Here is a 14420-nt window from a genome sequence, read left to right as displayed (position 1 = left end):
TTGAGTATTAAATTTTATTATTGGCGCAAATTTAAATCACACCACCTGCAGCAGTTAGTAAATAACTGCAGTCGCGTTTAATCTATGTTGGTTAATTGACTCAACAACACGCACACAAGTAAAGTGCAAACGATATGCCAACTTTAAATTACTAGTATATTAATTTAAAGTTACTTTTTTTAGTAAAAAAAACGCATCGGGGTCACCGTGCGTTTTTTATCCTAGGGATTGCTCAAGCCACGTTTTTGCAGGGGATCTCCATGCTATTACTTGGCTTTAACATATATTCCATTGCGACTTCATCACAGTTTTCTTTGCGTAAACATAGCTCGCAATCTTTCATTACTTTTTCAGGTAGGCTCTCTTTATTACAGAAACTAAACCGCTGATTTTCGAAAAAGTCAGGTACACGAGTCAGAACAATGACACGATTAAGTGCCAACTTTTTGGCTTTTACTAATAAGTGTTCGACCAGTTTTCTTCCCTGCCCCGTTACTGCGCTTTTAGGATCAATGCCTAATGAACGTATTTCAGCTAATCCTGTGTCGTAAATATAAAGTGAAGCACAACCCGATACCTGACCGTCTATCTCGGTTACGGCAAACTCATTAATTGAGTGCACCATATCACTTTTAGCTCGCGGTAAATTTTCGCCGACTGTTGCCCAGTGCTGTACGAGTTTAGCTATCGCTTCCACATCATCTAAATTTGCATCACGAACCGTTATTTGCTGTTTTTTTCGCGTCCTTCACCGCTTTGCTTACTTGCTCTAGTGATGTACCGCCAAGCGCTTGACGAGCTTTAATACAGGCATCAATTTCAAGTACCGGATACACGTCATCTTCAAACACTGGGTTTACTGATTTATACTGCTCTAGTGAAAGTTGCTCAAGCGTTTTACCTTCACTAATGGCTAGTTGCACCAATACCCCAACAATATGATGCCCTTCTCTAAACGGAACACCTTTAGCCACTAGATAATCAGCCAGTTCGGTTGCATTTGCGTGGCCACCTTTTGCCGCTGAAAGCGTTTTATCTGCTTTAACTTTTATGCCTTTAATACACGCTTGTGCCATATGAATACACGCAAGCCACGTTGGCATGGCATCAAAAATGCCTTCTTTGTCTTCTTGCATATCTTTATTGTAAGCAAGTGGCAGTGCTTTTAGAGTCATCATCATTGCGCTAAACGCACCAAACACCCGCCCTGTTTTGCCACGAATTAGCTCTAATGCATCTGGGTTTTTTTCTGTGGCATTAAAGATGAACCCGAGGTCACATTATCGGCCAGTTCAATAAAACCAGCTTCTCCCGAGTTATAAAAAATCAGGTCCTCAGACATCCGCGATAAGTGAATCATAGAAATAGACGCACAGCTTAATAGTTCAACAACAAAGTCACGATCAGATACGCCATCTAAACTATTTTTAGTCGCACCGGTAAAGCCTAGCCCTTGTGCAAGTGCATGGCGGTCAATCGGGTATGCAGTGCCCGCAAGTGCACCACTGCCGAGTGGGCAATAATTCATTCGTGCTTGGGCATCTTTTAGTCGGCTTTCATCACGCTCAAGCATTTCTACATAAGCCATACACCAATGGCTAAACAGTACGGGCTGTGCCCGCTGTAAGTGCGTATAACCAGGCAGTATTGTGCCAAGCTCACGTTCAGCCAAACTAATAAATTCAGCTTTTAATTGTGCAATTGCTTTTAAAATATGATCGGCAGTATCGCGACACCATAACCTAAAGTCGGTAGCAACTTGATCGTTACGGCTTCGACCTGTGTGTAATTTTTTAGCTAAATCACCCACTTTTTCAATTAGCGCAGCTTCAACATGAGAATGAATATCCTCAGCACCTGAGGTTGCTACAGCTTGTGGATCTGCTTTTACTTCTTCAAGTAACTCATAAAGTGCCGATACCAACTTTTTGTGCTCGTCGTTAGATAGCACATTCACTTGCTCAAGTGCGCCTGCCCATGCCACAGAGCCAATAATATCTTGCTCTGCTAACTGGTAATCGAACGGAAGTGAATCGTTAAACTGTTTAAACGCTTCATCTGGACCCGTAGAAAAACGTCCGCCCCATAATGCCATGAAATCTCTCCAAACCCGATAATAGCCCCTTAATTCCAATGGGCGTAAAAAATTACTTTTTAGCTAATGCTGAAATTCTGCTTGATAGCGAGAATAAACGAATAAAGCCTTCTGCATGCGATTGGTCATAAACATCGTCTTCACCAAAGGTAGCAAAATCTTCGCTATATAAACTGTTAGGTGATTTTTTCTGAACCGCAGTGACTTGGCCTTTATAAAGCTTAAGTACCACTTCGCCCGTTGCTAGTGTAGACAGCGCTTCTGCACCGGCTAAAATAGAATCTTTTAGCGGCGTAAACCAACGACCGTCGTAAACTAAGTGTGAAAATTCACCACCGAGTATTTCTTTCCATTTACGGCTCGCTTTATCAAGTACTAACTCATCAATTGCTTGAAGCGCTGCCATGATCACAGTACCGCCTGGCGTTTCATAACAACCACGCGATTTCATACCCACTAAACGGTTTTCTACTATATCAACACGCCCCACACCATGAGGTGATGCAATGTCGTTTAATTTAACTAAACAATCATAAGGTTTAAGCTCTTCGCCATTTACAGCAACCACTTCACCTTCAACAACCGATAAAGTGACGTGTTCGGCTTTATCAGGTGCTTGCTCTGGTGAGTTAGTCCAGGTCCATACTTGCTCACTTGGTTCACACCAAGGGTCTTCAAGTTCACCGCCTTCGTGAGAAATATGCCATGCGTTGGCATCACGACTGTAAATTTTAGTTGCTGACGCAGAACATGGAATATCACGCTCAGCTAAATAATCTAATAGTGATTCACGGCTTGATAAATCCCACTCACGCCAAGGCGCAATCACTTTTAAATCAGGTGCGAGTGCCGCAAAACATGACTCAAAACGTACTTGGTCATTACCTTTACCCGTACAGCCATGAGAAAGTGCATCGGCACCTACTTTACGTGCAATTTCAACTTGCGCTTTAGCAATGATTGGACGCGCCATAGAAGTACCAAGTAAATAAGTCCCTTCATATATAGAACCCGTTTTAAGCGTTGGGTAAATATAATCGCTTACCATCTCATCTTTTAAATCAACCACGTAACACTCAGATGCACCAGACGCTATAGCTTTAGCTTCTACGCCTTCAAGTTCTTCAGCTCCTTGGCCAACATCGGCAACAAAGGCAATAACTTCACAGCCGTAGTTCTCTTTTAACCATGGCACGATAGCCGATGTATCAAGACCACCTGAATAGGCTAAAACGACTTTTTTAATTGAACTCATAGGTGTTCCTTAACAAAATTTGGATTTAACAATGTAACTAATAGCGCATTTTGCGCATGCATGCGGTTTTCTGCTTGCTGTATAATTTTTGATGCAGGGCCATCCATTACCTCAGAAGTAATTTCAAACTCACGGTGTGCCGGTTGGCAATGTAATACCGTAGTTGCACCTGTTTTTTCTAACAATGCCTGATTTAATTGATAAGGCATGTATTTTTCTTTTACTTGCTCAAGAGGAGTTGTATCCCCCATAGATACCCAGGTATCGGCATAAACAATATTAGCACCGACTGCAGCCTCAACCCTGTCACTTACCATTACAGAAGCGCCATTCATCGCTGCTATTTGCTCTGCTTTTTTAAGCACTTGCGAATCAGGTGAACACCCTTTTGGTGTTACAGCGACAAAGTCGGTTCCTAAAGTAGCGGCTAACAGCATCAATGAATGCGTGACATTATTGCCCTCACCTAAGTAGGCAAGCTTTAACTGGCTAACATCACCATGTACTTCTTGTAGCGTTAAAAAATCAGCTAATGCTTGGCATGGGTGATATAAATCACACAAACTGTTAATCACAGGAACGGATGAATACTCACCGAGTGTCGTTAACGTACTGTGCTGATTAACCCGAGCAACAATCCCATCGGCCCAAGTCGAAATATTTAAGGCAAAATCTTTTATTGATTCGCGGGCGCCCATTGCACCATTTTGTTGGTCAAGGTAAACCGCATGGCCCCCTAAACGGTTTATACCAATATCAAATGAAAGGCGAGTACGTAAACTTTGCTTTTCAAACAAAGTAACCACTGACTTACCAGCTAGCACTTGGCTATATTTACTTGGGCTTTCTTTAATATCTTGCGCTAACTTTAATAAATTTAGTGCGCCTTGTTGGTCTAATTCTAGACCCGTTAAAAAATCTTTAAACATGTTCAACCTATGGTGTTACTTTAGTTCCGACATGCTCGCCTTGCAGCAAAGCAGTTAAGTTTTCTGGCTTTTGCCAGCTGGAAATGTACACACCGCGTCGTAAATGTTGGGCAGCGTGAAGACTGGTCTTAACTTTGACCTCCATCCCGCCCAAAATTACTCCCTCTGCAATTAAAGTATCAATGTGTTTTGTGTCAAGTTGATGTAAAGGCTGCTTATTAGCATCAAGTACCGCCTCTACATCTGTCATAAAAATAAGTTCTGCATTTAAATTATTAGCTATTGCGGCTGCTGCTTCATCGGCATTAATGTTGTATAACAAGCCCTGCTCATCAAAGCCGATAGAGCTGATGATTGGTAACCGGCCAGCACTGAGTAAATCATTAATAATAGAATCTGAATTGTTGTGACATTGACCTACTTGACCCAATGCTTTTAATTTTTGCGAGGCGGTGATCCCTGCTTCATATAAACTTAACCCCACCGGCTTATGGCCAACACTAATTGCTTGCGCCATGAGTTGTTTATTTGCCGCACCCGCAAGGGCTCCAACAATATAAGGCATCTGTTCTTTAGGGCTAATACGTAAACCTTGGTGTTTAGCACTGGCAAAACCAGCCTCTTTTAACCAGCTATCAACTAATGAGCCACCACCATGCACAATCACAAACTGAGCATCATCTTGCTCGTTGAGTATTTCAAATAATGCTTTAGCTGCATTTTCAGTATTGAGTACTGCACCACCGAGTTTAATAACCCACGTTTTACTCCTCATCTAAACGCTCCTATTAGACCTGTAGTGTGAGGCAAGCCCATTGATAAATTAATACATTGCAAAGCCTGACCAGCTGCCCCTTTTAATAAGTTGTCAATTGCTGCCATTACTATTAACTGTGAGCCTTGCTGCTGCCACGCAATATCTACATAAGGTTGTTTGGCCACCCCTTTAATTGAGGGGATTTTGCTGCCAAGCAAACGAATTAATGGCTCATCCGCTAATACTTGATAAGCTTTAGCTACTTGCTCACTGGTCACACCCGGCTTTAATTGCACATAAATAGTTTCTAAAATACCGCGCGGAAAATTACCTAAATGAGGAGTAAATAACACCTCATGATCAAGATGCTGTTGTATTTCAGGCCCGTGACGGTGATTAAACAAACCATAGGGTGCCAGCGAAACTTCGCAAAAATGAGTCCCTAGGCTGGCTTTACGCCCTGCGCCCGTTACACCAGAAACCGCATTAATAATAATTTTTTCATCACTCAACAAGCACGCTTGTTGAAGAGGCTTTAATGCATTTAATGCAGCCGTTGGATAGCAGCCAGCAACAGCAACTAGCTGAGCATCAGTAATGGCTTTACTATTCCATTCAGCAAGACCATATGCCGCTTGATTAAGTAGTTCTGGGTGTTGGTGTTCAAAACCATAATAAGTAAGGTAATCATCATTACTTGCAAGACGATAGCCACCGGAAAGGTCAAATACCTTTTTGCCCATCGCTAAAAACTGAGGCGCTAAATCCACACTTACTTTATGATCGGTACACAGACAAACGTAATCTGCTGAATGAGTGATATCAGCAAGTGCATGTTCATTTAGTGGCTGCAGAGGTAAATCAAGTAAGCCTAAATGCTCAGGATACAACTCACTAAGCAACTTATGTTTATCTAAACTTTGCGTTGATACATAACAGCCAGTTAACGAAAGGGTGGGATGTTTTGCTACCAAGCTAGCCAGTTCTGCGCCGCTGTAACCGCTGGCACCTATAATTACTACGTTCATTACTTACTCTTTATCTAAAATTAGTGACCACATTCAATGCTTTTTGTTTACACTTGGGTGTAACCCAGCCAAGCAGATTAAATTTATGAGTGATAACTATCGTCGTATTATTTTCATGGCGTAACTTTAATATATTTATGCTTAAAAAGTGAATTGATATTCATCATAAATACTTTTATATTGTTATGCAATTAAAATGAATAATTATTTTGGAATTTTTTATGTCTCTGCCGTCATTTATTTCGATGTACCAGCAATTGATTGCTGCCCCTTCTATTAGTGCCATTGAAGAGCATTTATGTATGAGTAATAAAAGTGTCATTGAATTGCTAGCGCAATGGTGTGAAAGCCTAGGTTTTACCTGTGAAATAATAGAGTTAGAAGGCAACAAAGGTCGCTACAACTTATTAGCAAAACGCGGTCAAGGCGACGGCGGTTTAATGCTGGCTGGGCACACTGATACAGTGCCATTTGATGATAGCCGCTGGAACCACAATCCATTTAAATTAACCGAGCAAAATAATAAACTATATGGCTTAGGTAGTATTGATATGAAAGGCTTTTTTGCTTTTGTACTGCAGGCTATTAGTGAGCTGGATGAAAAACAACAAACACAACCAATTTTAATATTAGCCACCGCAGACGAAGAAACCACTATGGCTGGCGCACAACAAATTTGTAAGCACCCAAATTTAAAACCAAGTCGCTGTATTATTGGTGAGCCTACTGATATGACGCCAGTATTTACCCATAAAGGTCATATGAGTACAGCAATCAGAGTCGTTGGCCGTTCAGGACATAGCTCAGATCCCGAACGGGGTCTTAACGCCATCGAAGTGATGCACAAAGTGATTACAAAATTGCTAATCTTAAAAGAACAACTTAAGAATAAATATTCAATAAATTACTTTAAAATTCCTTACCCAACGCTCAATTTAGGCAATATTCATGGGGGCGATAACGCGAATCGGATTTGCGGTTGCTGTGAAATGCATATTGATATGCGCCCTCTACCTGGCTTAAGTGTACAAGAGCTGCAAGCATTGCTGCTTGATGCAACCTTCGATATAAACCAGCAATACCCTAATTCGGTTAGTGTGATTGATTTACATGAGCCAATTCCAGCCTTTACAGGAAGCACCGACAGCGCGTTAGTTAAACTAGCCGAAAATATAGCAGGGCAAAAAGCGGTGGCTGTTAATTACTGTACTGAGGCACCATTTATACAACAACTAGGTTGTGAAACCATCGTCATGGGGCCAGGTTCAATTAATCAAGCGCATCAGCCCGATGAATATTTAGCGATGGAAAAAATCAAGCCTTCACAACAAATTATCAGCAACCTCATAAAGGCGAGTTGCTTTTAATCAGTAACAAAAAAGACGCTATTGAGCGTCTTTTTTGTTGTAGCATTTATGACTAACCTGAGCTCTGAATAATAAATCCATCTCAAGCAGCTATTTTCTGCGCTAACTGCGTTGAACTTACTTGCAATAGGCCAGCTATTGACGCGTAAGTTCGCCTTGTTTTCACTGAAAATCTCTGGCTAGAGAAAATAAACATAAATATCATTTTGATTCAATATGTTAGTAAATCTCTTAACCAGAGTTCAGGTTAGTTACATATATTTTCGTAAATACTTTTTAAATACAGGGTCGGTTTGAGCTAGTTCTTTCTGCTCTTCTAATATCTCTTTTAATATTGCACCTGATGTAAGCGGATTCGCAAGCACCACTCTAAAAACCACAGTTGGTTGATTATCATATTGAACTGGCGTTAAGCGCGTTCGCGATACAAACGAGCGACCCGATTCACGTTGTCGTTTTTGCATGCTAGCAGTAAAGCGATTAAGCGCGGCAAAGATATCTAAACGGGTTTGTGCATCTGCATGTGCTATCGCATTTTTAATTTGCTTAGGGACATAACGATAAGTTAATAAACACAGCTCAGGTTCAGATATTAATTCAAAGTCATCATCTGCTTTTATCAAATCAGCAAAGTAACGGGCTTTTTTAATGCTGCGATCGATAAGCATTTCATAGCCTTTACGACCAATAACACGTAAGCAAGCATGCACTAACATCGCCATACCAGGGCGACTCCCCTCAAGCGTATGGCTACCTAAGTCTTTAGAGCCTTTACGTAAAATATATTCAGCATGATGCTCTATGGCATCGGTAGCAGCAGGGTCTTTAAATAAGACTAAACCGGCCCCCATCGGCACATACATTTGCTTATGCGCATCAATGGTAATTGAATCTGCTTGCTCAATCCCTTTTAAAAGATGCCTATGGGTATTAGACAGTAAGGTGGCTCCGCCCCATGCCGCATCAACATGAAAGTGACAATTAATTTCTTGTGCTAAATTAGCCATGTCTTCAAGTGGGTCAATATTACCGGTTTCTGTCGTCCCGGCTACACCAATAATTGCCATCACTTTAATGCCTTGCGCTTCAAGCTCTAGCGCTTTTTCTCGCATAGCATCTACATCTACTTTATTATCAGCCGATGTTTTAATACCAATTAAATTCTCACGGCCAATACCTAGTAAATCTACCGATTTGCCTAACGAGTAATGACCTCGCTCAGAGATTAAAACCGCCAGTCCTTTGTAACCATAGTGGATCATTCCCGCCACTAAACCTTGTGCAGCAATGCCTTTAAAATTGCCATCTGCTTTTAACAAGCGGTTGCGGGCAATCCAAAGTGCAGTAATGTTAGCTACAGTGCCACCAGAGCAAAATGCCCCTAAAGAGGTTTTTGCACTGTGCATCCATTTAGAATAAAAGCCATCATTTTGTCCATAAGCTAAATGATGCATCATTCCTAAAACTTGACGTTCTAATGGGGTAAACGCTTTTGAGGTTTCTATTTTTACCAGGTTTTGATTAAGCCCAACCATTAATTTAGATAGCGGCAGTAAAAAATGTGGCAGAGCAGACGTCATATGACCAATAAAGCTTGGCGCTGCGGTATGTACAGAATGAGCAACCAGCTGTTCCATTATATCTTGAGCATAACAAGACACAAACGTTGGCTCTTCAGGGATGGCCGCCGATTGAAAATCTTTTTCTATTTCATGTAACGGTTTTTCAATTGCCGCGATATTTTCGTTTAAGAAACCTGCTAAGTTACTCGAAATTTCAAGCTCTATCTTGCTCAAAGTTGAGTCTGGAGCCTCAGGAACGGTAAATATCCGTTTGAGGCTTTCTTTAGAGGCGACGGCACAACGCTTTTGATCCATCTTCATACCTAGTGTGTGACTAAAACACCTGTTAGTTTGTAAAACACGCTAATTTGAGGTGTTTTTAAGCAACGGCATTTCTGAAAAATTGCGCTAACTTTACTGCAATATGACAAAAATGTCTCGTTTTAAGCCATAAAAGACAATACAAAGTAGATAACATTTAACTATTTTTTATATTTAGTACAAAGGGTAATTAAAATATTGGGCATTTATAATTTTTAAGTATAATAAATCTAACAAAAAATAAGGATGTTACATGCTAAAAGGAAATCTAAAATTAACTCGGTTGGCGCTCGGTACCGTCTTTTTTTAGTCAGCTTAATAATTTACAGTTACTACACCTACACCGCAATCAACAATAATGTGATGCGCAGCATTGATAATCGTTTATTAAATGCTGCCACCAGCGTAAAGTACATTTTAGGTAGTGATTATCACGATAAAGTAGCGCAAGAAATTAGCTTTTCAAGCTATCAAAATAAAGCTGACCAGCTTTCGGCGTTGGCCAATGATTTAAATATAGATTATTTATATTCAATGGTACTGATTGATGAGAATGTTTATTTTACTGCCTCTAGTTACACCCAAGATGATCAAAATAACGGTAAAGTTACTCAGTTTTTAGATCTTTATCCCGAAGCCACGCCCATCAACATAGCTGCATTTTTATCGACATCCCCTATTTTTGAAACCTCAACAGCGCATCGCGGCCATTCTAAAACAGTGTATATTCCTCATTTAGCAAAAAATGGCAGAACCTATATTACGGCTGCAGATATTAGCGTTGATAAAATTAGCAATGCGTTAAAAGCTGACTTATATCAGTCTGTGTTTCATTTTAGCTGCGTGATCATTATTTTATTGATAGTTTATATTCTTTATTACTATGGAGTACGTCGTTCACTAATGAACGACCATGCAAGCGGATTTGCAAATCATTTCGCTCTAGAAAAAAGACTGAAAAAAAGTAATGAGCACCATCTTCAAATTGCGATTATTTTAGTAAACGAAATTGATAATATCAGTCGCTTTTTTGGCACAAAAACAGCCGATACAGTGATGAAAAAGCTGCTCACTCACTTTAAGCAGCAAGTCCGTTTGCATGCACGTATTTATCGTATTGCAACAAATAAACTCGCTATTTTGACAGATAAAGAAACCCCCTTTGATGAGCTATATAGCATCATCCAGTCGCATAATAAAAATATACCGTTTTTAAATCAGCCGTTTATTTATATTACCCTTAACGCTGGTGTAGCTAGAGGCAACAAGTCATTACTGCTTAAGAATGCTCATATTGCGTTACTGCAATCAAAACAGGGCGATCAGAGCATAGTTAACTACTGTGAGGCAATTAACGACGCTAAATCTCTATATTTATATAATGTTGAAATAGCAAAAGAAATTCGTGAAGCATTTGATGCTCATCGTGTTGTTCCTTACTTTCAGCCGGTTATAAATACTCATACCGATGAAGTTATTAGGTATGATTGCTCACCGAGAATAGTCACCTCACAAGGAGAAATTTTAACCCCTGACACCTTTGCAAATGCACTAGATAGACTGCGATTGAATGGCATGTTAACCCATACCCTATTTACTCAATGTGTTTCACGTTTTCGTAAATCGGCAATTTGTTGGGAGCTAACTGTGTGCGCTGAAAACATTGCTGATCCCACTATTTATGATCATATTGCCTATGAACTTCATCGCTATCCTAATCCTGAAAACATCACTATTTCAATTTTAGAGTCGCAGGTTATTTCACATTACTACGAAATAAAGTCATTTATCGCAATGGTAAAAAGTAAGGGTGCAAAGGTGGTGATGCACTGCTGGGGTAATGAGTTTATTAATACCCTTAATACTTTAAAAGTGGAGGTTGATGGTATTAAACTCGATGGTGCAATCACAAAGCAGCTGTTAAATGATGCAAATACGTCGCTATTTATAACCTATATCGCTGATATAGCTCAGCAGCTTGAACTTGAATTGGTTGTTGAAGCGGTAGAAAGTAATACAGTTGCAGAGTTGCTCAGCCAGCTAAATGTGACGCTGATGCAAGGTAGCTACCTTGGCAAATCAACGCCACATGTTACTGACTTTAAAAAAGCAATGAGTTAGTTGTTAAGATTAATGGCTAGTCGGTGGCTTTGCTGACCACTGGCCCAGTACTTACGCTCAAAAGGGGTAATTGCTTCGTCTGATTCAAACAATGCAGTTTCACATGGATGCCCTGTTAATTCTAGCGCTCTGGCAAACTCTTTAACATAGATATCCCAGTTACTGCGCACTTCAAGCAAACCACCTAGTTTTACAATAAAGGGGAAGATAGCCGCCCCATGCCAGCGCCGTTGAATGTGCTTAGACTTAGGCCACGGATTTGGGTATAACAAATAATGATGAGTAGGCTGCCAATTAGCAGCGACAGCTAAACGCCAAAAATCATTTAAGTCAGCTTGCACCAAAATGTATTGACCACTCTCAGTTTGTTTATACTCAACATCATGCTTATCAAGTCGGTGAGATGACTTATCAATGCCCACAACTAACGCATCAGGATGACGTTTCGCTAAATTAGCAGTGCTTTCGCCAACGCCACAACAGGAGTCTAGAATAAGCGGTCCATCAAAGGCTTGCACCTTAGCATTAACTTCATCAAATGCGGTTTGAGTATGCGCTGCAATTGGCTTTTTAAACTCGGCTTGTAAGTGTTTATTAACTATTTCATCAAGCTTTTCATGAAGTCCCGCTTGATTAGATACAATACTACGTGAATTTGCATCGCTCATTAGTGTCTTAGCCCCACACCTTTTTTAATTAGCGTAAGTGCTAAAGTAAATAATACGCTGATAAACACCAACAACACCGCAATCGCAACTGTTAAATCAACATCAGAAACACCTAAAAATCCGTATCTGAATGCGTTAACCATATAAATGATCGGGTTTATTTGCGATACCATCTGCCAAAAATCAGGCAGTAAAGTGATTGAGTAAAACACCCCGCCTAAATAAGTTAGAGGCGTTAAAATAAAGGTCGGAATAATACTTATGTCATCAAAGCTGTTTGCATAAATAGCGTTGATTAACCCGCCCAAGGCAAACACCGCCGAGGTAAGAATAACAGTGGCTATAATCACAAAAATATTATGTATTTGTATATCTACAAAAAATAAAGAAACGCACGTTACAATAAAGCCCACCATAATGCCACGGGTCATGCCTCCGCCCATATAACCCAACACAATGATGTAATTAGGCACAGGTGCAACCAATAACTCTTCAATACTTTTTTGAAACTTAGTTGAGTAAAAGCTCGAAGCCACATTCGAGTAAGAGTTTGTTATAACTGACATCATAATAAGGCCAGGAACAATAAACTCCATGTAACTAAAGCCGCCCATATCGCCAATACGCGAGCCTATTAAATTCCCAAAAATAACAAAATATAAACTCATAGTAATCGCTGGCGGCACTAAGGTTTGCACCCAAATACGCAAAAAGCGAATACACTCTTTAATCCAAATACTCTTCAAGGCTACGCCATATTTAAACATTTATTCGCCCCGCCCTTGCTCTAATAAACCTACAAATAATTCTTCTAATCGATTCGCTTTATTACGCATGCTTAGCACAGTATTGCCTTGTTCGGTTAACGCGCTAAATACAGCATTAAGCCCTTGTGATTTAGCCACCTCAACTTCAATGGTGTGATCATCAGTCATGATAAAATTATACCCTTCAAGCGTCACCGGATTGGTAGGCTGTTTTAAATCCAATACAAAGGTTTCTTTGTCTAATTTAGCCAACAAGGCTTTTATGGTGGTGTTTTCAACTATACGGCCGGTATCAATTATAGCGATGTTTTTACAGAGTAATTCGGCTTCTTCAAGGTAGTGAGTGGTTAAAATAATGGTCACGCCTTGTTCGTTAATTTGCCTTAAAAAGTCCCACATTGAGCGGCGCAGCTCTATATCAACGCCCGCTGTTGGTTCGTCTAAAATAAGTAGCTTTGGTTCATGCATTAAGGCGCGTGCAATCATCAAGCGACGCTTCATACCACCAGAAAGGGTACGCGCTTGTTTATCTTTTTTCTCAAGTAGCCCAAGTTGTGCTAAGTACTTGTCAGCACGTTTGTGCGCTTCGCCGCGCGGTACACCGTAGTAACCTGCTTGATTAACGAGTATTTGGGTTAGGGTTTCAAACTGACTGAAGTTAAACTCTTGTGGCACTAAGCCCAAGTTGGCTTTTGCCGCTTCAAGGTCGGTATCAATATCATGACCAAATACTTCAATTTTACCTTTGGTCTTATTTACCAAAGAAGATATCACCCCAATAGTGGTTGATTTACCCGCCCCATTTGGACCTAACAGTGCAAAAAAGTCACCTTCATACACTTGTAAATCAACGCCTTTTACTGCCTCAACCCCATTTTTGTAAACCTTGGTAAGGCCTTCAATATTTAAAGCAATATTTTGCTTATTCATTTCTTACCCTCACCATAACCCCAGCGCTTTGTGAGATTATGTTCAATATTTAAATGATCTAAAATTCGCGCCACCATAAAATCAACTAAGTCTTCTATGCTTTGTGGTTGATGATAAAACCCAGGAGCAGCGGGCATGATAGTGACCCCTAAACGCGATAATTTGAGCATATTTTCTAAGTGAATTTCGCTAAACGGGGTTTCGCGTGGCACTAAAATAAGTTGACCTCGCTCTTTTATCACCACATCGGCAGCGCGCTCTAATAAATTATCTGATGCGCCGACTGCAATCGCAGACACAGATCCTGCGCTACATGGACATACTATCATTTTTTTCGGCGCTGCAGAGCCCGAAGCTACAGGACTGAACCAGTTATCTTTGCCAAATACCTTTAATTGTTCGCTCTTGGCGTTAAATAATGCACTTAACTGCTCGGTAGCTTTATCTTCATTCCCTGATAACTTTATATTGGACTCGGTATCAAAAACTACACGCGCGGCACTTGAGATAAGCACATACACTTGAAATTGTTGTTCAAGTAACACTTCCAACAGCCTTAACCCATATGGTGCGCCTGATGCACCAGTAAATGCTAAGGTAATTGTATCTTTAAATTGCAC

The 14420-nt window shown here is 40.4% G+C and carries 11 protein-coding genes and 1 pseudogene; 2 read left to right on the top strand and 10 right to left on the bottom strand.

Annotated features, from left to right (window positions below):
• Positions 1-232: 232 nt before the first annotated feature.
• The 5 genes and pseudogenes from argH to argC form a co-directional block, all read right to left on the bottom strand.
• Positions 233-2095: pseudogene (gene argH, locus AC0L7Q_RS03400) on the bottom strand (argininosuccinate lyase).
• Between the two features lie 52 nt (positions 2096-2147).
• On the bottom strand, positions 2148-3350 hold the full coding sequence (locus AC0L7Q_RS03395) for an argininosuccinate synthase (RefSeq protein ID WP_418157332.1): 1203 nt from the start codon (positions 3348-3350) through the stop codon (positions 2148-2150).
• Positions 3347-4279 carry an ornithine carbamoyltransferase gene (locus tag AC0L7Q_RS03390; RefSeq protein ID WP_413401374.1) on the bottom strand — a complete coding sequence of 311 codons (933 nt, stop codon included), beginning with the start codon at positions 4277-4279 and terminating at the stop codon, positions 3347-3349. Before AC0L7Q_RS03390 ends, AC0L7Q_RS03395 begins: the two co-directional genes overlap by 4 nt.
• 7 nt (positions 4280-4286) lie before the next feature.
• Positions 4287-5054 (bottom strand): acetylglutamate kinase, encoded by a 768-nt coding sequence (gene argB / locus AC0L7Q_RS03385; RefSeq protein ID WP_413401373.1) that lies wholly within the window; start codon positions 5052-5054, stop codon positions 4287-4289.
• Positions 5051-6064 (bottom strand): N-acetyl-gamma-glutamyl-phosphate reductase, encoded by a 1014-nt coding sequence (gene argC, locus AC0L7Q_RS03380; RefSeq protein WP_413401372.1) that lies wholly within the window; start codon positions 6062-6064, stop codon positions 5051-5053. Before argC ends, argB begins: the two co-directional genes overlap by 4 nt.
• Before the next feature lie 221 nt (positions 6065-6285).
• On the opposite strand from argC, the gene argE reads away from it, so the two are divergent.
• Complete coding sequence (gene argE, locus AC0L7Q_RS03375) at positions 6286-7431, top strand: acetylornithine deacetylase (RefSeq protein WP_413401371.1); 1146 nt, start codon at positions 6286-6288, stop codon at positions 7429-7431.
• Positions 7432-7682: 251 nt separating this feature from the next.
• Here argE and panP read toward each other — a convergent pair whose 3' ends face one another.
• Positions 7683-9308, bottom strand: coding sequence for a pyridoxal-dependent aspartate 1-decarboxylase PanP (panP, locus tag AC0L7Q_RS03370; RefSeq protein WP_413401370.1), 1626 nt, complete (start codon positions 9306-9308; stop codon positions 7683-7685).
• Positions 9309-9677: 369 nt separating this feature from the next.
• On the opposite strand from panP, the gene AC0L7Q_RS03365 reads away from it, so the two are divergent.
• Complete coding sequence (locus AC0L7Q_RS03365) at positions 9678-11435, top strand: GGDEF domain-containing protein (protein WP_409424829.1); 1758 nt, start codon at positions 9678-9680, stop codon at positions 11433-11435.
• On the opposite strand, the gene trmB is transcribed toward AC0L7Q_RS03365, so the two are convergent.
• The 4 genes from trmB to AC0L7Q_RS03345 are packed head-to-tail and all read right to left on the bottom strand — an operon-like array spanning position 11432 to position 14420.
• Positions 11432-12103: a tRNA (guanine(46)-N(7))-methyltransferase TrmB gene (trmB, locus tag AC0L7Q_RS03360; RefSeq protein WP_413401368.1), complete on the bottom strand. Its 672-nt coding sequence runs from the start codon at positions 12101-12103 to the stop codon at positions 11432-11434. The two genes, AC0L7Q_RS03365 and trmB, sit on opposite strands and share 4 nt — an antisense overlap.
• Positions 12103-12870, bottom strand: coding sequence for an ABC transporter permease (locus tag AC0L7Q_RS03355; protein ID WP_010391022.1), 768 nt, complete (start codon positions 12868-12870; stop codon positions 12103-12105). Before AC0L7Q_RS03355 ends, trmB begins: the two co-directional genes overlap by 1 nt.
• Positions 12871-13800 (bottom strand): ABC transporter ATP-binding protein, encoded by a 930-nt coding sequence (locus tag AC0L7Q_RS03350; RefSeq protein ID WP_413401367.1) that lies wholly within the window; start codon positions 13798-13800, stop codon positions 12871-12873.
• Entirely contained in the window at positions 13797-14420 is a 624-nt protein-coding gene (locus tag AC0L7Q_RS03345; RefSeq protein ID WP_413401366.1) for a flavin prenyltransferase UbiX, read from the bottom strand. Before AC0L7Q_RS03345 ends, AC0L7Q_RS03350 begins: the two co-directional genes overlap by 4 nt.

The sequence above is a fragment of the Pseudoalteromonas sp. KJ63-1 genome, assembly GCF_055808145.1.
Note: the sequence above shows the minus strand (reverse complement) of the source record. Positions and strands in the feature narration are given on the sequence as shown.